Source organism: Rheinheimera lutimaris (assembly GCF_013283795.1).
Lineage (GTDB): Bacteria > Pseudomonadota > Gammaproteobacteria > Enterobacterales > Alteromonadaceae > Alishewanella > Alishewanella lutimaris.
Map to the genome: position 1 here is coordinate 126,273 of NZ_JABSOD010000003.1, position 20,755 is coordinate 147,027.

Here is a 20,755-nt window from a genome sequence, read left to right on the forward strand (position 1 = left end):
CCTTGCAGTAAACAGCTTGCCAGGCTTAGCCCAACCAGGGCTGGCTGGCTTTGCGGCTTTGCTCGTAATCCGCTATTTGCGGGTTTAACTGCTCACTGCTGCCGATAAAATCTAAGCCGGATAACAATCGCTGCTTAATATCGGCGTCGATATTAAAGCCCATGGCGGCGTTATTACCGAACATGATCTCCTGGCTGGCTAAATCAATTTGCCAATGCTGCGGCCCTTGTTGGCAGCGGTTAAACAGTAAGTCAATATTGGTTTTACTTAACTGAATTAACAACATGGCGTTGTTAACGCTGTTATTAAAGAAAATATCGGCAAAGCTTTCGGCAATGATCACATTAAAACCGTATTGCTGAATGGCCCAGGGCGCATGTTCGCGGCTGGAGCCACAGCCAAAATTGGCGCGGGTCAGCAGGATACCGGCGCCCTGATATTCCGGCTTGTTAATCACAAACTCCGGATTCGGGCTGCCATCGGCCAAATAGCGCCAGTCGTAAAACATCGCTTCGGCAAAACCATCGCGGCTGACGCTGGTTAAAAACTGCTTCGGGATGATTTGGTCGGTATCAACGTTGTTTTTGTCCAGCGGGCAAACTAAGCCCTGTGCAAATATCTGGCTCATGCCCGGTCTCCTTGTTCATTCACTGCTGCAATATTGACAAACTTACCGGCAATGGCTGCCGCCGCGGCCATGGCAGGGCTAACCAAATGGGTACGGGCGCCGCGGCCCTGGCGGCCTTCAAAGTTACGGTTTGACGTTGAAGCACAGCGCTGGCCGGCCTCGACTCTGTCATCATTCATGCCTAAACACATACTGCAGCCCGGTTCACGCCACTCGAAACCGGCATCTTTAAAGATGCCGGCTAAGCCTTCGGCTTCAGCCTGGCGCTTTACCACGCCAGAGCCCGGCACCACTAAAGCGCGTACGCCGGCTGCGACTTTTTGGCCCTGCACCACAGAGGCCGCGGCGCGTAAGTCTTCAATCCGGCTGTTGGTGCAACTGCCGATAAACACTACATCGACTTTGCAGTCGGTCAGCTTTTGGCCTGGCTCTAAGCCCATATAGGCCAGCGCCCGTATCGCGGCTTCACGCTTAGTGGCATCGCTAAAGCTGTCCGGTGCCGGTACGCTTTGGTCTACCGCTATTACCTGCTCCGGGTTAGTACCCCAGGTAATTTGTGGCGTAATAGTCGCCGCATCAATTTCCACCACTTGGTCAAACACCGCATCAGCATCAGAATACAGGCTTTGCCAATACTGTACTGCAGCGTCCCAGTGCTGCGCCTCAGGGGCATGTGCTTTGCCTTTAATATAGTCAAAGGTGATTTGATCCGGTGCAATCAGCCCGGCCTTGGCGCCCATTTCAATGCTCATATTGCACAGGGTCATCCGTCCTTCCATGCTCATAGCGCGGATAGCACTGCCGCTGAACTCGGCGACGCAGCCGTTGCCGCCGGCCGTGCCTAACTTACCTATTACCGCCATAATCACGTCTTTTGGCGTAACATGGACGCTTAACTCGCCACTTATCTCTACTTTTAACGTTTTAGCCGGCTGTTGCGGCAGGGTTTGCGTCGCCAGTACGTGCTCGACCTCTGAAGTACCAATACCAAAAGCCAGGGCGCCGAAAGCACCGTGGGTAGAGGTGTGCGAGTCACCACAAACGATAATCATGCCCGGCTGGGTTAAGCCCTGCTCCGGGCCAATAACATGCACTATGCCCTGATCGGGGTGGGTTAAGTCCAACAGCGGAATGCGGTTTTCCCCGCAGTTGGCGGCTAAGGCTTCTAATTGTTTGCGTGAAGTTTCACCAGCCGCGTCGATACTGCGGCGCTGGGTCGACACGTTATGATCCATAGTGGCGAAGGTTAAATCAGGCCGGCGCACTTTGCGATTGGCCAATTTTAAACCGGAGAACGCTTGCGGTGAGGTGACTTCATGAATTAAATGCCGGTCGACATACAATAAATCGGTGCCGGGGTTCAATTTGCCCACCACATGGCTGGCATAGATTTTGTGATACAAGGTTTGAGCTTTAGAAGTAGCCTGGCTCATTACTGGTTCTCCTGACGCAAGGTGGCAACAATAGCTGCGCCAACCGCTGCCGTGCCGTAAGTCGATTTTGGATTGATATCGCGCGTAACAATATGCTGCTCTAAACAGTGCTGCACTGCCTGCTCAATAGCGCGCGCCGCGTCTTCTTCACCAAAGCTGTAGCGCAGCATTAAAGCAGCACTTAAAATTTGTGCTATCGGGTTGGCAATGCCCTGGCCTGCAATATCCGGTGCACTGCCACCGGCCGGCTCGTACAAACCAAAGCCGCTGCCGTTTAAACTGGCCGACGGCAACAGGCCTAATGAACCGGCAATAGCGGCGATTTCATCAGATAAAATATCGCCGAACAGGTTGTCACACAGCAACACATCAAACTGCTGCGGGCTGCGGATCAGCTGCATGGCGGCGTTGTCGATATACATATGCTCCAGCGTTACGTCCGGGTAGTCTTTTGCTACCCGCTCAACGGTTTCACGCCATAAAATACTGGTTTGCAGCACATTGGCTTTATCGATTGAGGTGACTTTATTGCTGCGCTTTTGTGCGGCCTCAAAGGCTACTTTGGCAATACGTTCAATCTCGGCCACGCTGTAGCGCTGGGTATCAAAGGCATCAGTATCACTGCGGCCTTTTTCGCCAAAGTAAATGCCGCCGGTCAGCTCGCGTACGCACAATACGTCCATGCCCAGGCTGCTGACGCGCGGGTGCAGCGGCGATAAATCAGCAAAGGCCGGATAAATTTGGCCGGGGCGCAAATTACAGAATAAATCGAAAGTTTTTCTAAGTGGCAATAACGAGCCACGCTCGGGCTGTTTATCCGGCGCTAAGCCGGTCCATTTCGGCCCGCCGACCGAACCAAATAAAATGGCATCGCTTTGCTGACACACCGACAAAGTTTGCGCCGGTAAAGGCTCGCCGCTGGCGTCGATGGCGGCACCGCCGACTAAGGCCGGCGTTAACGTTAAGCCAAACTGAAATTTATCCGCTACCACCTGTAACACTTTTTCCGCCTCGGCCATGACCTCCGGCCCGATACCATCACCGGCTAATACCGCGACCTTGTAGTGCTTGTTGTGCTGTGTACTCATGACTATTCCCCTGCGGCAATCTTGTTAGTGTTCTGACGGGCGTGCTTATGGGCATCGATGGTTTGCGCGCGCTGGATCATATTCAGCACATGCACATAGGCCAGCACCGAGCTGCGCACTATGTCGGTAGCCAAGCCGGCACCATGAAAACGGCGGCCTTCGTGCTCGGCAATAATATCCACCTGGCCCAGCGCATCTTCGCCGCTACCTTTGGCCTGTAAGTTAAAATCGACCATTTTAATTTGCAGTTTGCTGATACGGGCAATTGCACTGAAGGCCGCCTCAACCGGGCCATTGCCGGTTGCAGCTTCAGTAAACACTTTATCGCCGCAGCGCAGGCCAACAGTGGCGCTGGCCACATGGCCGGTATGGGTAGACGAGCTTAAAAACTCCAGCGCGTAATAATCGTTTTGCTCTTGCATGTTTTCAAAAAACACCAGGGCTTCTAAATCGTAATCAAATACCCGGCCTTTTTGGTCGGCCAGGGCGACAAAAGCTTTGTACACCGCTTCTAAATCATAATCGCCGCCGGTGTAGCCTAATTCGGCTAAGCGGTGCTGAATAACATGCCGGCCCGAGCGCGAGGTTAAGTTCAGCTCGTTCTGGCGAATACCGACTTGTTCCGGCGCCATAATCTCATAGGTGTTTTGTGCTTTTAATACACCGTCCTGGTGGATGCCGGAGCTGTGGGCAAAAGCGTTTTCGCCGACAATGGCTTTATTCGGCTGAATGGGCATATTACAAATTTGGCTAACCAGGTGGCTGCTGCGGTAAATCTCAGTAGTTTTAATATCGGTATACAGCGGCGCCAATACATCTTTACGGGTATTGATAATCATCGCCACTTCTTCCAGCGAGCAGTTACCGGCACGCTCGCCAATGCCGTTTACCGTGCACTCAATTTGCCGTGCGCCGGCCTGAATGGCACTGATGCTGTTCGCCACGGCCAAGCCTAAATCATTGTGGCAGTGCACGCTTAAGCGGGCTTTGTCGATATTCGGCACCTTGTTGCGTAAGGTGCTGATAATGGCGGCAAACTCGTTTGGTATGGTGTAACCGACGGTATCGGGAATATTAATGGTGGTGGCACCGGCGGCGATGGCGCGCTCGACTATCCAGCATAAATCGTCAATTGGCGTACGGCCGGCGTCTTCACAGGAGAACTCAATATCGTCGGTATAACGGCTGGCCAGCTTAATCGCGGCAACGGCCTGCTCGCTGGCCTGGGCTAAGGTTTTGCGCAATTTGTACTGCAAATGCAGCGGTGAGGTGGCGATAAAGGTATGAATACGCCGGCGCTCTGCGTCTTTTAATGCTTCACCGCAGGCTTCGATATCGGCACTAACGGCGCGCGCCAGGCCGCAAATAATCGGGCCTTTAACTTCGCGTGCGATACGCTGCACCGAGTCAAAATCACCCGGGCTGGATACCGGAAAACCCACCTCCATTACATCAACATTTAACCGCGCTATAGCATGCGCCAGCTGAATTTTTTGCTTCTGGCTTAAGCTGGCACGCAGCGCCTGCTCGCCGTCGCGTAAGGTGGTGTCGAAGATCCAAATTTTATTATCGCCGCTCATCTTGTGTTTCCTGTTCCGTTAGTCGGTATCGGTGGCAACTTGTGGCGGGGCTAAAATGCAAAAAACCCCGGCCAGTGGCACGGGGTTTTAGCGTTATCGGTTCGTTACGTTTTTACCAATAAGCAGCACCCCGCGCGCCGGTGAGGAGCACGAGGAGGCTAATTGTAGAAACGCGACGGTTAAAATTCATTGATTGCTCTGTTGATTACATTGGTTAGCAAAACGCCAATAGTAATAGCATGGTTATTTTTTAACTGCAACAGTATAGATGGCCAAATGGCAAAAACTTTTATCTGAAAACAAAACTGCTTGCATATTACCGCAAGGTTACATAAGATGCGCGCCGTCTTACCAAGAGCTTTGCCGCAAACGACTCTGCCCGGGTGGTGAAATCGGTAGACACAAGGGATTTAAAATCCCTCGCTCGAAAGGGCGTGCCGGTTCAAGTCCGGCCCCGGGCACCATTTCTTCTCGTATATCACCAATTCAACAACATCAACTCAAACAACAGCTTTTGCAGATTCTGCCGGCTATCCATCAGCAATAATAATTCGATACCTTGCTTGCAGGCTTGCTGCCGTCAGCTTTAGCTTATAAGTTGGATAATCAGGCAATGATCCCACACTTTTGTGTATCCGGCATAAGCGGCTAAGTAGCTAACATAACAAACATCGGGGTAACCCGTTTTCACCTTTCTTACTGCAAAGGAGTCTTGTTATGACAACTAATAAAGCCAAAGTAATTCTGATCACCGGCGCCAGCAGCGGCATCGGCGAAACCACAGCAAGAGTGTTAGCAAACGCGGGGCATACGGTGGTGATTGCCGCCCGCCGCACCGATCGTCTTGAAGCCCTTGCTCAGACAATTAAGCAAGATGGCGGCACGGCCAAAGCCTACGCACTGGATGTGACATCGCGTGATAATTTCAAAGCGGTAGTTGCTGCCGCTACAGAGGAGTTTGGGCCGATTGATGTGCTGATTAACAACGCCGGCTTGATGCCGTTATCACCAATGGCAGCGCTTAAAGCCGATGAGTGGAACCAGATGATCGACGTTAACATTAAAGGTGTGTTAAACGGTATTGAGTCTGTTTTAACCGCAATGGAACAACGTGGCGGCCATATTATCAATGTGGCCTCTATCGCTGCGCATAATGTGTTTCCCACCGCGGCGGTGTATTGCGCCACTAAGTTTGCTGTACGCGCCATTTCAAATGGCCTGCGTATGGAAACCCAAAAGGTGCGGGTTACCACGGTTTCGCCCGGCGTAGTAGAAAGTGAGCTGGCACACACCACCACAGATACTGCCACCAAAGCCTGGCTGGAAGATTTTCGTAAAGTGGCGTTAAAACCGCAAGCCATAGCCAACGCCATTGCTTATGCCATTGAGCAACCGGACGATGTTAATGTCGATGAACTGATAGTACAGCCCACTCAGTCAAGCTACTAAAACCCGTTAAGCTAACAAAAGCCCCGGCAGCATTATGCGCCGGGGCTTTTTATTCATACAGCCGCGCTACGGTGTAACCTTTACGGTTAACGTTACAGCGCCAGCGTCAAAATTTGCCGCGCTTTGGTTAAATCAATGTCGCTGTGCTCACCCAGCGCGGTCATGCCGTTACGCTCCAGGTTAGCCACTAACTTATCAATATCTGCCGCGGCCAGGTTGTAATCTGACAAGCGGGTTTTTACGCCCATATGCTCGAAAAAGTCCTGGGTAGCTTTAATGGTTTTATCAATAATTTCATCTTCAGTGCCGCTGCTGATATTAAATACCCGCTGACCAAACTGCAGCAGCTTTTGCCGCTTTTGCCCGCGCTGCACATACATTAAGGTGGGTAACACGATCGCCAGGGTTTGCGCATGATCCAAGCCAAACAAGGCGGTAAGCTCGTGGCCTATCATATGCGTAGCCCAGTCTTGTGGTACGCCTTTGCCAATTAAACCATTTAACGCCATAGTAGCCGACCACATCACATTGGCACGCACGTCGTAATCTTGCGGCGTGGTCAGGGCTTTTGGCCCTTCGCTGATCAACGTTTGTAAAATGCCTTCAGCAAAACGGTCCTGCAACGGCGCGTTAACCGGGTAAGTCAGGTACTGCTCTATTACATGCACAAAGGCATCGACCACACCGTTACCCACTTGCTTTAATGGCAATGAGAAGGTGTATACCGGGTCAAGCACGGCAAATACCGGTTGCACTATATCTGAGCCAAAAGCGCGCTTTTGTGCTGTGTCTTTATTGGTGACCACCGAGTTACCGTTGCTTTCTGAACCGGTAGCCGGCAGGGTTAATACCGCGCCGATTGGCAGCGCCGAGCTAAAGGCCGCGCCTTTGGCCAGAATATCCCACGGCTCGCCGTCAAAGTGGGCCGCTGCCGCAACAAACTTAGCGCCGTCAATTACACTGCCGCCGCCCACTGCCAGAATAAAATTCAGCTGTTTGGCGCGCACCAACTCTACTGCCTGCATCAGGGTTTGCAGCGTTGGGTTAGGCTCTACCCCGGCAAATTCCTCAAAGCTTACGCCGTCCAGCAGCTTTACGACATCATCGTACACGCCGTTCCGTTTAATAGAGCCACCACCGTATAACAACAGAACTTTGGCGTCTTTGGGTAAGCGGCTTTTCGCTTCTTTAATCTGGCCTTTACCAAATAAGATTTCAGTTTGATTTTTAAAATTAAAATTCAGCATTACAACTCCGGTATGTGTTATCAGCGCTTAACGCTGTTGTTCCAGCTGCGCCAGTACGGCGTCAGCCAGGGCTTTGTCTGAAAACGGGTTTTGCCCGGTAATAAGCTCACGATCTACCACCACATTCGGCGTCCAGGCTGCGCTGTATTGCATAGCACCGCCGGCTTGTTGCATGGCTTTACCAGGATAATATTGCAGTTTGTCGCCGTTTAATGAGCCTTCAAATACGGTTTCTTCTGCATCAGAGAAAATTGTCATCTTGTAACCGGCATAAATCCAGTTAGTCGCTGTAGCCGGGCTTTGTTGCACCAGCGCCTGTTGAAACGCCTGCGGGTTTTGCTGGGCGGATAACAGCGCTATCGGGCCATGGCAAATGGCCGCAGTAGGTTTAGCCTCAGCATTAAAATGCTTAAGAATGGTGCCTACTTCAGGGTTGTTGGCTAAATCGATTAACGGTGCGTGGCCACCCGGAATAAATACCGCTTCGTATTGCGCAAGGCCGTTGGCAATCACTTCTTTTAATGACAGCGTATCGTCAATACCGGGAATAGCCGCAACCACCTTGCTGATACGCTGCATTTCAGCCTCGCTACCGCCGAAGTATTGCACCGTTACCGACTTTTCATCCACCGCCGGCGCATTGCCTTTTGGCGTGGCCAATATCAGCTCGTAACCGGCAGTAATAAAGGCATCGGCCGGTACACCAAACTCGTTGAGATAGTAACCGGTGCTCAGTGTTTTGCCGTCTTGCAGTTGCATCTGGCTTTCGCTGGATAACAACACCAGAATTTGACCTTTGCTGTCGCCGGCAAACGCCGCCTGGCTAAACAGGCTTACCATGGCCACTGATAACAGAGTGCGCTTAAGCATATAATCGTTTCCTTTTAGGCAAAACGCGCTGAGGATATTCCCGACGCGTTATTCAGTGATGTCAGCTTAAGCCGTTACGCTTGCAGTTAGAACTCAGCTCTTTTACCATCAGCCATCATATTTCTGATGGCTGGGGTTTTATGTCGTACTTTGTGCAATTACGTACCTTTGTCGAAGTGTATCGCTGCGGCACTATTACCAAAGCCGCCGCTAACCTGGGCTTGTCACAGCCGGCCGCTACCGCGCATATTCAAAGCATTGAGTCATTGGTGGGTTTTGCCTTATTTGAGCGCAAAGCCCGCGGGGTAGAACCCACCGCCGCCGCGCACGATTTAGCACTGCAGGTGTCCACGCATTTAGATGCAGTAGAGCAAAAACTGGCTTCGGTGCGTAATCGCAGTAATGCGGTATACGGCACACTGAACATTGCAGGCCCGGCGGAATATATCAGCCATATTGCCGGCGCACAGTTTGCAAACTTACTGCAAGCCGGTGAGGTAAACCTGGTGGTGCATATTGGTAATAAAGACCGTATTTACCAGTTGCTGGCCGACGGCACGGCTGAGCTGGCCATTACCGCCTCAACGCCGGATCCGGCGGTATATGACTACCAGATTATTGATAGCGAGCGGCTGATGCTGGTAGCCAACCGTTTTACCGGCGCACAGCTGTCACAACAGGCACTTAGCGCAGAGCAGCTGCGGTTATACCCGGTGGTCAGCTACGACCCCACCCTGCCGCTGATCCGCCATTACTTTAATGCGGTGTTTAACGATAACTGCCAATCGCCAATTGCGGCTATTTGTCCCGATATCCGCGCCATTGCCGGTATTGTAAAAGCCGGCATTGGCTACAGCGTACTGCCGGATTACTTATGCCGCGAGGCGATAAAAAATGCCGGGTTAGTGCAATTAGGTCAGCCCGGGCCAGAGAACTTTATTTATCTGGTATGGCGCAAAGGTGCCCTTAAGCACCCGCGCGTTAGCTACGCCAAAGATATCCTGATGGCGTTTGCCAATTTAAATAAATATGCCGCCAGCTAACCGCTTTGCCAACGAAAACCGCGGGAATTGCGATACACTTAGCTGCAAGTATTTGTTAAGGAGCCGCTATGCCACGTTATTCTGCTGAATTTATTAAAGAGATGCCCAAGTCTGATTTACACCTGCATCTGGATGGCAGCCTGCGCCTTAGCAGCTTAATTGAGATGGCCAAGCGCACCGGCACCAAGCTGCCTGCAGACACCGTGGAAGGCTTAAAACAGCTGGTGTTTAAAGAAAAATACAACAACCTGGGTGAATACCTGCACTGTTTTCAGTACACCTGTGCTGTGCTGCGCGATATGCAGAACTTAGAACGTGCCGCTTATGAACTGGCAATAGACAACCAACTGGAAGGCGTAAACTATATTGAAGTGCGCTTTGCGCCACAGTTGTTAATAGATCTGCCCAACGGCATCGACTTTGACCGTGTTATGCATGCTGTGAATGACGGTTTAAAGCGCGCTATGCAGGAATACAATGCCACTGAGGTGGTGCTGAGCGGCCAAAAACCGCCTTTTGCTTACGGCATTATTAACTGCGCCATGCGGATGTTTGGCGACAAAGGCTTCTCGCCGTACTACACCAATCTGTTTCAACTGATGCGCGATTTTGCGCCGATGGACGTAATAAAACTGGCAGCAATGGAGCTGGTGCGCGCCAGTGTGCGGCTGCGCGACGAAGCGGGTGTTCCTATCGTCGGGCTGGATTTAGCCGGCCAGGAAAGTGGCTATCCGGCCGGTAAGTTTAAAGAAGTGTATGAATACGCCCATCAGCACTTTTTACTGAAAACCCTGCACGCCGGTGAAGCCTATGGCGCTGAAAGCGTATTTGAAGCCATTACCGAATGCTATGCCGACCGTATCGGCCATGGTTATTCAATGTTTATCCCGGAAATGATTTCGCACCCCGACATCAGTGATAAAGCCGCTTATATCCGCAACCTGGCCTCTTATATTGCCGATAAGCGCATCGCGATAGAAGTGTGCTTAACCAGTAACCTGCAAACTAACCCCGCTATCAGCGATATTAAGCAGCATAAATTTAAAGATATGCTGGATAACCGCATTGCTACCGTTATTTGCACCGACAACCGGCTGGTGTCTAACACCACAGTGAGCAAAGAATACCAACTGGCACTGGATAACTTTGATATTCCGCTTAAGCGCTTAAAAGACATGGTGGCTTACGGTTTTAAAAAGAGCTTTTTTCCGGGGACCTATGTGGAAAAACGTGAATATGCCAAGCACTGCCTGGAATATTTTGACCGCGTAGCGAAACGTTATGGATTTATCTGAATAAAATCAATAATATAAGAGTTGTGTCGCCAAAAACATACAGTGTAACCAATTGATAAATAACAACTTTATTTTTTAGGCAAATTAACTGTTGCCAAACAGCGACAGTTAATTTTCCCGCCGCGCACCAACACCGCACAAAACAATTCTAAACACCTGATTAATAATGACAATTAATCATAATTCAAAGTTGGCACAGCCCCTGCATTACCTATTGTAAGCGACGCTACAGGAGAATGTCGCAAGCGCAATCAGATACAGCAGAAACTGCCTTTGCCACATTCTCCTTTTAACCGTCTTAACGCAGCCAAACGAAGTAAAGGCTGCACCTTACGGAGGTTGTTATGGACTTTTTCTTACTGGGTACAGTGTTATTTTTACTGGCGAATGTAGCGATAGTAGTCACTATGCTGCGCCGCGTTAATCTGAACAATGACAGTGTACTGGCTTGGGAACAGGCGCAAACAACGGCAACCCAACCGGTATTTGCTCAACCACGCCCGGTTATACAGTATCAACCGGAGTATATGGCTAAAGCGGCTTAAGCCGTTTTAGCTGACGATCCCATGAGTTCAGCGGCTTTCGCTGAATTTTTGCAAGGCCGGAACCCCACCGGCCTTTTTTTTTTGCCGCTAAAATAGGGTATGCTTAGCGCCCTTGCGGCTAAGACAGAACATTATGCGCTTTTCAATTCAAACGGCTTCGTTACGCCAACTGGTATTGCTGAGTTTCTTTCTCGCCTTAATTCCGGTGGCAGTATTGATGTGGCAAAGCCACAAAGCCTTAAGTGGTGTAAGCCGCAATGCGGTAACGGAAGCAGAATCCTCTGTCGCCAGTGTGCGCCGTGCTGAAAACATGCAAAACCTGGTGGTGGATATTGAGCGGGCGGTGCGCCAGCATGCGGTGGTAAAAACCGATGCACTGGCCCGGGTTGCCCGCAGCCACCTCGACAGCTACGGTACCCTGTTACAGCAAGTGTGTGACAATATTGGCCAACCACAACTGTGCCGGCAACAACAGTATCAACTGACACTGTTGCTGGATAACTTTGCCAGCCTGACCGGGCCGCAGCTGGAACCGGTGGTACAACAGTTTCGCCAACAACAGCAGCAACTCACGCAACAAATTTGGCTGCTGCTGGAGCAAAATCTGCAGCAACAGCAACGCTTTGTAGTAGAAAGCCAACAACAGCTGGCCTGGCAAACGGTAGCACTGGTGTTATTAACACTGCTGCTGGTGCTATGGGCGTCGGGGCGTATTACCGCGCCGGTGCGCAAGCTGGATAAGATGATCCGCGCTATCGGTCAGCAACATCAGTTCCCGGATGAAAAACTTACCGGCCCGCGTGAGCTGACCGAATTAGGTGAACAGCTGCGCTGGCTCAGCTCACGTTTACAACAATTAGAGGCACTGCGGCTGATTTTACTGCGCCATGCCTCGCATGAGCTAAAAACACCGCTGTCCAGTATTCGCGAAGGCTGCGCCTTGTTAAGCGAACAGTTGGTAGGGCCATTAAATAAACAGCAACTGGAAGTGGTAGGCTTGCTTAATGGCAGCGCCGACCGGCTGAGTGTATTAACCGAGCAATTACTGGACTACAACCGCTTATTGCAACAGGCTAAACCAGAGCCAGACTGGCATTCGCCGCAGCAATTGTTTACCGACTGCTTTAACGACCATGCCTTGTCATTACAACAACGCGGCCAAAGTATCGAGCTAAGCTGTCAGTTAAGTGCAATTTATACCGACGCCACCCTGTTCCGGCGTATACTGGACAACCTGATTAATAATGCTCAGGCCTATGGCGGCCAGGACAGCCCGGTATGGGTAAAACTGTACCAACAAGAGCACCAACTGGTGTTAGATGTTGCCAATAACGGCAACCCGATACCCACCGCATTGCGGGAGAAACTGTTTGAGCCGTTTCAGCGTGGCACTACTGCGCGTTTTGACGCAGTGCAAGGCTCCGGTTTAGGCTTGTCGATAGTGGCAGATTGTGCGCGCCTGTTAGGTGGCCACGCCGACATTGTTGATGTAATTTATGCCGACGTCTGTATTCGGGTGCGGCTCCCCTTGTTAGAGGAAAAAAACGCATGAAAAGCGGATTTATTATTAGCCTGCTGCTGTTATTAAACGGCTGCCAGTTGCTTGTACCACCACCGCCACCGGATACCACACCGGCAGAGCCGGTGGTACAACCGGAACCGTCAACGCCCACCTTGCCGGAACCGGAGCCGGTGGCAACACCACTGGCCATAGCCGATGATGCCGCTACACTGCAAGCCTGGGTAAACTACCGCGCAGCGATGTTAGGCCGGATGAATGAAGAGCGCGATAACCTGCTGGCAGACACCAGCCAGGATGAAATATGGGCGCTGAAACGCACTATTTTACAACTTCACCCGGACACACCCTATTTAACCCGGTTGCGGGTGCAAATGCAGTCGGCTGAGCAATTAGCGCAGCTGCCGGCGCCGTTAGCCGCCTTGCTCAGCTGGGATCTGGCATTTAATCAAAAGCTGCTGGAAGCCGAGTCGGCGGTAAGCGCATTAACAAGGCTTAATGCCCAGCAGCATGACAACCTGGAACGACTGCAAAAGACCAACAAAGAGTTACAAAAGAAGATAGATGCGCTGACGCAAATAGAAGCGCAGCTAAATCAGCCGGTACAGGTTCCCCAACCGGAGGACAATAATGGCCAGCCCTAAACCACGCTTGCTGCTGGTAGACGACGACCCCAGCTTACTGCGCCTGCTCACGCTGCGCCTCGAAGGTGAAGGTTATCAGGTGATCAGTGCCGACTCAGCCGAGGCCGCCTTACCGTTACTGGGCAAAAACAGCGTTGATGTTGTGCTAAGCGATCTGCGTATGCCGGGACTGGATGGCATGAGCCTGTTTGACGAAATAGCTAAACGCTATCCCGGTTTGCCGGTGGTACTTATGACCGCACACGGTTCTATTCCGGAGGCCGTTGCCGCCACTCAGCGTGGTGTGTTCGGCTTTTTAACCAAGCCACTTAACACCAATGAGCTGCGCGATATTCTGCAAAATGCGGTGCACCAATCGGTGCCGGAACAAGCCGGCTGGCGCGCCGACATTATTACCCGCAGCAAGTTAATGGAAGATGTGCTGGAGCAAAGCTACCGTGTGGCGCAGCGCGATGTCAGTGTGTTGATCACCGGCGCCAGCGGCACCGGTAAAGAACTGTTGGCTAAAGCCATTCACAACGCCAGCCCGCGCGCCGGCAAACCCTTTGTAGCAATAAACTGTGGTGCCCTGCCGGAACATTTGCTGGAATCTGAACTGTTTGGCCATACCAAAGGGGCTTTTACCGGGGCAGTAACAGAGCACGGCGGTTTGTTTCGTGAGGCCGATGGTGGCACGCTGTTTTTAGATGAAATTGGTGATATGCCGGTGTCGCTGCAGGTTAAATTGTTACGGGCTTTACAGGAACGGCAGATCCGCCCGGTGGGCAGCGCTAAAACTATCCCCATTAATGTGCGGGTGCTGTCGGCCACACACCGCGACTTACAGCAGGCGATGGCCGATGGCAGCTTTCGTGAAGATTTATACTACCGGCTGAACGTAGTTAACCTGCAATTGCCCACCCTGGAACAACGGCCGGAAGATATCCCGCTGTTGGCCCGCCATGTGTTGCAACTCAGCGTTGAACGTCATCAGGTAGATGTCACCCGTTTTTCTGATGATGCCATGCAGTTGCTGGCGACCGCCAAATGGCCGGGTAATGTGCGCCAACTGGTTAACGTAGTAGAACAATGTGTTGCCTTAACCCACAGCCCGGTAATCGGTGCGGCCCAGGTAGAGCAAGCATTGTCACAAGACAGCAGCTACTGGCCCAGCCTGACCGAAGCACGCGATCAGTTTGAGCGACAATACCTAATCCGGGTGCTGCAAATGACTGAAGGTAACGTTACGCGGGCCGCCGAGCTGGCCGGGCGCAACCGCACCGACTTTTATAAATTATTGAAAAAGCACGAACTCAGCGCCGCGCAGGTAGCTGAACAAGGCGATGAAATCGAGTAAACTTTTATGACTGCAATCACACCACCAGATGCGCATCTTATTGATGATGAACATAACCCTGAACTGATAAAAGCCAAAATTATCAGCGAAACCGCACGAATTAACTGGCTGGAGCTACAAAAGTTCTATGCCGCAGGTTCAGTGATCAGCGTAGAGCCTACACTGGATCTGGTTGAAGCTGCTTTTGCCTTTAGCTGCGATGATAAGGCACTGGTGGCTGATTGGCTGGCCGGTGGTCTGCTGGGCCGCACTACAGAGCAGCAGGCGCAGCTATGGTTTAATAATAAAACCGAATTGTGGGCAGTGGTGATTTCCCCCTGGGTGTTGGTGCAACATAAACCGCTGGCTAACGAGCTGAACTAAAGCTCTGCTACACTGAAGCTAACCTATTGTACTTAAAGGCAAACAGACAATGACTGATCTGTATAAAAAAAGCAGCAGCTCCCGCGTTACATTGTCGCAGCTGATGCTGCCATCACACTCTAATTTCAGCGGTAAAATTCATGGTGGCTATTTGTTGTCCTTGATGGATCAAATTGCCTTTGCCTGTGGTTCTAAGTTCAGTGGTAAATACTGCGTCACCGCCTCGGTCGACCGGGTAGACTTTTTAAACCCGATTGAAGTCGGCGAGCTGGTAACGTTAAAAGCCTCGGTGATTTTCGTTGGCAACAGCTCTATGGTGGTGGGTATTCGCGTGGAAGCGCAAAACATCCAAACCGGCAAAATAAAGCACTGTAATTCATCTTATTTCAGCATGATTGCCAAAGATGAACAGGGTAATAACGTGCGGGTGCCGCGGCTGATTTTAACCAGCAAAGAAGAAGTGCTGCGCTTTGTTAAAACCACACAGCGGTTAAAGCTACGCCACAGCTATGCTGAACTGTGCGCCGACTTTGACGGTGATATGCAACAGGCTATAACGCAGATCACCGCCAATTATCAGGTACAGGTGCAGTTGGGTTAGTAGCCTGCCGCCTGGCCGTCTTTGCGTGATTCTGACGCGCCAATCCATACGCCATTAGCATGATCGCGCATAATGGCCTGGTAACCGCCATAGCCACCTAAGCCATAGCGTACATCGTGGCCTTTTTTCATCAGCTCGCGTACGGTTTCATAAGGTATGCCACGCTCTACTTCAATATAGCCACCGTTTTGCAGGTACATCTCACTGCTGTCGGTTGGCTCGGTGCTACCCAAATGCTGCCAGCGTGCGGCATCGCCGGCTTCCTGCAGGTTCATGCCGTAATCGGCCATATTAATCAGAATTTGCACATGGCCCTGTGGCTGCATCGCACCACCCATTACGCCAAAACTCACCAACGGTTTGTCGTCTTTAGTAATAAAAGCCGGAATAATAGTATTAAACGGTCGTTTACCCGGCTCATACACATTGGCGTGTTGCTTATCCATAGAAAACAGCTGGCCGCGGTCCTGAAACACAAAGCCAAGGCCGGGCACTACCACGCCAGAGCCCATACCACGGTAATTGCTTTGAATTAACGACACCATATTGCCGTGTTTATCGGCGGTGGTCATATAAATAGTGTCGCCCTGATACAAATTCGGATTACCGGCATCAACCCGTTTTGCCGCTTTATCACCAATTAACTTCGCCCGCTCGCGGCCGTATTCTGCCGAAATCAACCCTGCTACCGGCGCCTGGTTAAAGTCCTGGTCGGCATAAAATTTGGCGCGGTCTTCAAACGCCAGTTTTTTTGCTTCAACCAGCAGATGCAGGCTTTGCGGCGTGTTAAAACCACTGGCTTTTAAATCAAAGTTCTTCAGAATTTGCAGCATTTGCAGCGCGGCTATGCCCTGACCATTCGGTGGCAACTCCCACAGGGTGTAGCCTTTGTAGTCTACTCCTACCGGCTCTACCCAACTTGAGCGGTGGTTAGCAAAATCAGCAAAGCGCAAATAGCCGCCGTTGGCACGCATAAAGCGGTCAATTTCTACTGCGATATCGCCTTTATAAAAGGCATCGCGGCCTTTAACAGCAAGCTGCTTCAGCGTATTGGCCAATGCCGGGTTTTTAAACATTTCGCCCTTCACCGGCGCTTTACCGTTGATAGTAAAGGTACCGACAAAATCGCCCGGTTGCGGGCTTAACACCGGCACACTGCGATCCCAGTAATACGCAATTAATTCACTGACCGGAAAACCCTGTTCAGCATAGCCAATGGCCGGTTGCAGAACATCTGCCATCGGCATACTGCCAAACTTTTGGTGCAGCTCAAACCAGCCGTCTACTGCGCCTGGTACACTGATAGGCAACATGCCGTGTGGCGGCAAATCGGTGCGGCCAAGCTTTTGCAGCTCATGCGCCAACATATCGTAACTTAAACTCAGTGGAGAGCGGCCCGAGGCATTTAAACCGTGCAATTTTTGTGTCTTGGCATCCCAGACTATGGCGTACAGATCGCCACCGATACCATTACCGGTAGGCTCCATCAACCCCAGGGCTGCATTCGCGGCAATGGCGGCGTCAATGGCATTACCGCCACGGCGCATAATATCCAGTGCAATTTGAGTGGCTAAAGGCTGACTGGTTGCGGCCATAACATTGGGGGCAATAACTTCAGAGCGACTGGCAAATTCGGCGCCGGTAATACGGTCATAGCCGTGTGCCGCGGTGGCCAGTACTAAACTTAAGCCGGTAACAACACCGGTAAACAGGCTTTTCATAGCAGACTCCGTTATTTTTGTTATCTTGACCTTACTCAGCCACGGCTTACCATACCAGAGCTTTACGACCAGTGAAACGCTGCCTGCGATGTTTACGCGCTGTGCAGGTGTAAATTAAGCTGTTGTTTTTGCTGCGGCGTAATAGCGACTGCTTTGTTGCCGGCATAATCGAATTGCACCATTACCGCAGTTCCCGACACCGTCTTTACCCCTGCCTGCCAGGCTTCCTGATACACATCGAACGAGCTGCCACCGATACGGCTGATATAAGTGCGTATTTCTACCGCTTTGCCGTAATGTGTTTGGGCGTGGTACTCCAGTTTTACGCTGGCCACAATCAGCGGCCATTGCTTCAAATTAAGCTGTGGAGTAAAAATTTCAAAAACGCCTTGTCTGGCACCTTCAAACCACACCGCAAACACGGTATTGTTGATATGTCCGAGTGCATCCGTGTCAGAGAAACGCGGAGAGAAATTGTCTTGCCACATAACAAGGTTACCTGATGACTGATTTTATTGAGGTGTACGATAATGCGTTAAGCAGCGAATTTTGCCAACAGCTGATTAACGCCTTTGATGCCAGCCCGCACACAACTGCCGGCCGCACTGGTTCAGGCGTCGATACCAGTAAAAAAATCAGTACCGACTTGTACTTATACCAGCACGCGGAGTACCAGCCATTTATGAAGGTGATTTGGGAAGCAACCACGCGCTATGCCTGCGAGTATTTTAAAAAGTACCACTTCGCGCTCATTGGCCCCCTGGGCTTAACTATCGCCCACCCGCAAACCGGCCAGCCTACCGCCATTACTCACGACAACTTTGCTGAGCTGGGCGAGCCGAAAACCATGGACTTTATCCGTGCCTTGTTTCGCCTGGGCAATATCCAGGCGCAGAAGTACGAAGCAGGAAAAGGCAACTACGGCTACTGGCACAGCGAAGTGTACCCGCAACAAGGCAGCACAGAGCCATTACACCGCACCTTGCTGTTTATGTTTTACTTAAATGATGTAGCTGAAGGCGGCCAAACCGAGTTCTATTACCAAAACAAAAGTATTAAACCCAAGGCCGGTAGCATGGTGATAGCACCGGCCTACTTTACCCACACCCATCGCGGTTGTGTGCCGGTATCAAACGATAAATACATTTTAACCAGTTGGATCCTGTTTAATACCGCCGAGCAAATTTACGGCCCGCCACAGCGCTGAGTATTAAAAAGCCCTTGCGGGCTTTTTAATGAAACCCGGCTAGAAATCCAGCCGGTAACCTACTGATAAGGTACGGGGCTTACCCGGCTGGATACCACCATTAGCACGGTTAGCAATGTAGGTTCTATCCAGCAGGTTGTCTACGTTAAAGTACAACTGCTGGTTGGGCGTTACATTATATTTAGCCGACAAATCCAGTACAGTACGGCTGTTAATGGCATCTAAACCAGCCTCATCCAGACTGGCGTGTGCCGAAGACACATAACGCAACCGTGCCAACACTGTATAACGTTCTGCCTCTATGCCGGATTCCAGGCTGGCCTGATGCTGCGGCACGTAAGGCATTTCATCACCGTTTTTAACAGTACCGAAAATGCCGCTGTCAAAATCAGATTGAAATTCACTGTGGGTAAAGGTGTAGCTCAACTTTACCGGGATGCGGTAATGTTGGTGCTGATATTCATGCCGGCTGCTGAATTCCACCCCATTAACCACCACTTCACCAAAGTTAAACTGATCACCGATATTATCCGGATTACAACCTACGCTGGCTGTACAGTTGCCATGCATATTGTCGTATTTCGAGCTAAACAGCAGCACCTCTGCCTGACGCTCGCCACGCTGATAGCGCAGCCCCAGTTCGGCATTGATGCTCTCTTCTTCTTTTTGTTCAGCATTCGCCGGTGCTGCCGGGGCGAAACCTTTTTGCACGCCGGCCAATAATACGATCTGGTCGTTCAGGCGATAAGTAGCGCCAATTGACGGCAGCACAATTGAACTACCTGCCTTACGCACGGTAGAGACACCGCTGCGGTCTGGCGCACGGTTCCAATTTTGTGTTTCAGTGTCGATATCTTCATAGCGCAGACCACCACTGACTACCAGATTATCAATGGTCCATTCATCATGCACATATAAGGCTAACGCATCGGCAGATGCAGTGCGATTATCCTGAGTGCCCGGCACACCGGCACTGGTCAGCGTCATGCCCAGATCCTGCCCCAGCAGGTAAATATCATCCCACTGAAAGCGATCTTCTTCGTCCTGGTGTAAACGGCCACCAAAAGTCAGTTGGTGCGCTGCCAATGGCAGGGTGAATTCTGACTGGATACCTTTTGACTCGTAACCACGATTGTTGGCACGAATGCTGACATTAATACCTTCAACCGTAGGAGCCGCTTCAAATGCAGAGTATGCCTGTAAATTAGCCAGGCCAACCTGATTCGCTTTATACCAGTTACGGCTGAAATCATTTAAATAAGCAGTAGTGCTGAATTGCGCACCGTTTGCCAGGTCGTACTGATAATTTAGCTGGTAACCTTTATGCTCGGTATTCATTACATCGTTTTGCGACGCGGCATAACGGCGATAAGGCGTTGCCTGATAGTCGGCATCGGTTAAACCGGCGTAGGTTTCGTCTGAAGTTTCATCAGCGTAGCTTAACTTTAACTGCAGTTTGTGCGCGTCATTGCGGCCAAAGCGGCCGGCAAACTTAGCCAGCAAGTCGGTTTTTTCAAAGCCGGTGCCAGCGCCGTCGGGTAAGTCTTTAAAGCCATCGGCACCATAGTGATAACCTTCTATTACCGCACCTAAGTTATCGCGCTCGCCACCAACAAAGCCATGCAGCTTACGAAAGCCATCTTGCCCCAGCGCGGCGTCAAGGCGGCCGGCCAGTGCGGCTTGCGGAATACTGCGTGATACCAGATTCAACACACCTCCGGTCGTACGCGGGCCATACTTCACCGACGACGAGCCTTTAATAATCTCTACCGCTTCCAGCCGGCCGGTAGTTGGAAAGTAATACGCGGCAGGTGCAACATAAGGCGCCGGTGCAATTAATACTCCGTCCTCCATTACCGTAATTTTGTCGTTGCGCCCGGTACCGGTGCCTCGCATACCGATATTTGGCCGCAAACCATAACCATCTTCTTCCTGCACATAAACGCCGGGTGTAGTGGCCAGCACCCGGGATATATCGGTATAACTGAATGTATCTAAATCTTGCTGTGAAATGTAACCGGCAGAGCCGGGAATATCGTTAACTGCCTGTGACGAGCCGATAATACTCACCCGCTCAATAGCGTTCAGCTCAGTCTCTGCAGCTGTCGCATACGCAGACATCAGCGCCACAGAAAGCAGGCTCAAAGATAATTTACCCATAAAAACTCCGTTTATTAACAATTCGG

At 51.2% G+C, this 20,755-nt stretch carries 19 protein-coding genes and 1 tRNA gene; 11 read left to right on the forward strand and 9 right to left on the reverse strand.

The genetic code is table 11. The features are described from left to right. Positions 1 to 25: 25 nt before the first annotated feature. The 4 genes from leuD to leuA are packed head-to-tail and all read right to left on the reverse strand — an operon-like array spanning position 26 to position 4,729. The gene (gene leuD / locus HRH59_RS03805) at positions 26 to 628 is read right to left on the reverse strand and encodes a 3-isopropylmalate dehydratase small subunit (RefSeq protein WP_173499946.1); all 603 of its coding nucleotides are present in this window, start codon (positions 626 to 628) and stop codon (positions 26 to 28) included. Continuing rightward, on the reverse strand, positions 625 to 2,061 hold the full coding sequence (leuC, locus tag HRH59_RS03810) for a 3-isopropylmalate dehydratase large subunit (RefSeq protein WP_173499947.1): 1,437 nt from the start codon (positions 2,059 to 2,061) through the stop codon (positions 625 to 627). The genes leuD and leuC overlap by 4 nt, the downstream gene beginning before the upstream one ends. Next, a complete protein-coding gene (gene leuB / locus HRH59_RS03815; RefSeq protein ID WP_173499948.1) occupies positions 2,061 to 3,149 on the reverse strand; it encodes a 3-isopropylmalate dehydrogenase in 1,089 nt (362 codons plus the stop codon). The genes leuC and leuB overlap by 1 nt, the downstream gene beginning before the upstream one ends. A 2-nt stretch (positions 3,150 to 3,151) precedes the next feature. Next, positions 3,152 to 4,729 carry a 2-isopropylmalate synthase gene (gene leuA, locus HRH59_RS03820; RefSeq protein ID WP_173499949.1) on the reverse strand — a complete coding sequence of 526 codons (1,578 nt, stop codon included), beginning with the start codon at positions 4,727 to 4,729 and terminating at the stop codon, positions 3,152 to 3,154. A 377-nt stretch (positions 4,730 to 5,106) separates the two neighbouring features. Here leuA and HRH59_RS03825 point away from each other — a divergent pair. Continuing rightward, positions 5,107 to 5,193: transfer RNA gene (locus HRH59_RS03825), tRNA-Leu, on the forward strand. Positions 5,194 to 5,446: 253 nt separating this feature from the next. Next, the gene (locus tag HRH59_RS03830) at positions 5,447 to 6,178 is read left to right on the forward strand and encodes an SDR family oxidoreductase (RefSeq protein WP_173499950.1); all 732 of its coding nucleotides are present in this window, start codon (positions 5,447 to 5,449) and stop codon (positions 6,176 to 6,178) included. Positions 6,179 to 6,270: 92 nt separating this feature from the next. On the opposite strand, the gene HRH59_RS03835 is transcribed toward HRH59_RS03830, so the two are convergent. Continuing rightward, the gene (locus HRH59_RS03835) at positions 6,271 to 7,425 is read right to left on the reverse strand and encodes an iron-containing alcohol dehydrogenase (protein WP_173499951.1); all 1,155 of its coding nucleotides are present in this window, start codon (positions 7,423 to 7,425) and stop codon (positions 6,271 to 6,273) included. A gap of 27 nt (positions 7,426 to 7,452) precedes the next feature. Continuing rightward, on the reverse strand, positions 7,453 to 8,295 hold the full coding sequence (locus HRH59_RS03840) for a type 1 glutamine amidotransferase domain-containing protein (RefSeq protein WP_173499952.1): 843 nt from the start codon (positions 8,293 to 8,295) through the stop codon (positions 7,453 to 7,455). A gap of 80 nt (positions 8,296 to 8,375) precedes the next feature. Here HRH59_RS03840 and HRH59_RS03845 point away from each other — a divergent pair, with 80 nt between their 5' ends. The 8 genes from HRH59_RS03845 to HRH59_RS03880 all read left to right on the forward strand — a co-directional run bounded on the left by HRH59_RS03845 (position 8,376) and on the right by HRH59_RS03880 (position 15,641). Further along, complete coding sequence (locus HRH59_RS03845) at positions 8,376 to 9,338, forward strand: LysR family transcriptional regulator (protein WP_218573453.1); 963 nt, start codon at positions 8,376 to 8,378, stop codon at positions 9,336 to 9,338. A gap of 68 nt (positions 9,339 to 9,406) precedes the next feature. Beyond that, positions 9,407 to 10,633 carry an adenosine deaminase family protein gene (locus HRH59_RS03850; RefSeq protein ID WP_173499953.1) on the forward strand — a complete coding sequence of 409 codons (1,227 nt, stop codon included), beginning with the start codon at positions 9,407 to 9,409 and terminating at the stop codon, positions 10,631 to 10,633. A gap of 344 nt (positions 10,634 to 10,977) precedes the next feature. Further along, entirely contained in the window at positions 10,978 to 11,178 is a 201-nt protein-coding gene (locus tag HRH59_RS03855; RefSeq protein WP_173499954.1) for a hypothetical protein, read from the forward strand. A 133-nt stretch (positions 11,179 to 11,311) separates the two neighbouring features. Further along, a complete protein-coding gene (locus HRH59_RS03860) occupies positions 11,312 to 12,730 on the forward strand; it encodes a sensor histidine kinase (RefSeq protein ID WP_173499955.1) in 1,419 nt (472 codons plus the stop codon). Beyond that, entirely contained in the window at positions 12,727 to 13,341 is a 615-nt protein-coding gene (locus HRH59_RS03865) for a hypothetical protein (protein WP_173499956.1), read from the forward strand. Before HRH59_RS03860 ends, HRH59_RS03865 begins: the two co-directional genes overlap by 4 nt. Then, the gene (locus HRH59_RS03870) at positions 13,328 to 14,677 is read left to right on the forward strand and encodes a sigma 54-interacting transcriptional regulator (RefSeq protein WP_173499957.1); all 1,350 of its coding nucleotides are present in this window, start codon (positions 13,328 to 13,330) and stop codon (positions 14,675 to 14,677) included. The genes HRH59_RS03865 and HRH59_RS03870 overlap by 14 nt, the downstream gene beginning before the upstream one ends. 6 nt (positions 14,678 to 14,683) lie before the next feature. Then, positions 14,684 to 15,040 (forward strand): DUF2288 domain-containing protein, encoded by a 357-nt coding sequence (locus tag HRH59_RS03875; RefSeq protein WP_173499958.1) that lies wholly within the window; start codon positions 14,684 to 14,686, stop codon positions 15,038 to 15,040. Between the two features lie 49 nt (positions 15,041 to 15,089). Next, positions 15,090 to 15,641, forward strand: coding sequence for an acyl-CoA thioesterase (locus HRH59_RS03880; RefSeq protein WP_173499959.1), 552 nt, complete (start codon positions 15,090 to 15,092; stop codon positions 15,639 to 15,641). Here the strand turns inward: HRH59_RS03880 and ggt are convergent. Beyond that, positions 15,638 to 17,362 carry a gamma-glutamyltransferase gene (gene ggt, locus HRH59_RS03885; RefSeq protein ID WP_173499960.1) on the reverse strand — a complete coding sequence of 575 codons (1,725 nt, stop codon included), beginning with the start codon at positions 17,360 to 17,362 and terminating at the stop codon, positions 15,638 to 15,640. The genes HRH59_RS03880 and ggt overlap by 4 nt on opposite strands. Positions 17,363 to 17,454: 92 nt before the next feature. Beyond that, positions 17,455 to 17,850: an acyl-CoA thioesterase gene (locus tag HRH59_RS03890; protein ID WP_173499961.1), complete on the reverse strand. Its 396-nt coding sequence runs from the start codon at positions 17,848 to 17,850 to the stop codon at positions 17,455 to 17,457. A 14-nt stretch (positions 17,851 to 17,864) separates the two neighbouring features. On the opposite strand from HRH59_RS03890, the gene HRH59_RS03895 reads away from it, so the two are divergent. Next, the gene (locus HRH59_RS03895; protein WP_173499962.1) at positions 17,865 to 18,569 is read left to right on the forward strand and encodes a 2OG-Fe(II) oxygenase; all 705 of its coding nucleotides are present in this window, start codon (positions 17,865 to 17,867) and stop codon (positions 18,567 to 18,569) included. A 39-nt stretch (positions 18,570 to 18,608) separates the two neighbouring features. Here the strand turns inward: HRH59_RS03895 and HRH59_RS03900 are convergent, their stop codons facing one another. Beyond that, on the reverse strand, positions 18,609 to 20,729 hold the full coding sequence (locus HRH59_RS03900) for a TonB-dependent receptor family protein (RefSeq protein ID WP_173499963.1): 2,121 nt from the start codon (positions 20,727 to 20,729) through the stop codon (positions 18,609 to 18,611). Positions 20,730 to 20,755: the final 26 nt, after the last annotated feature.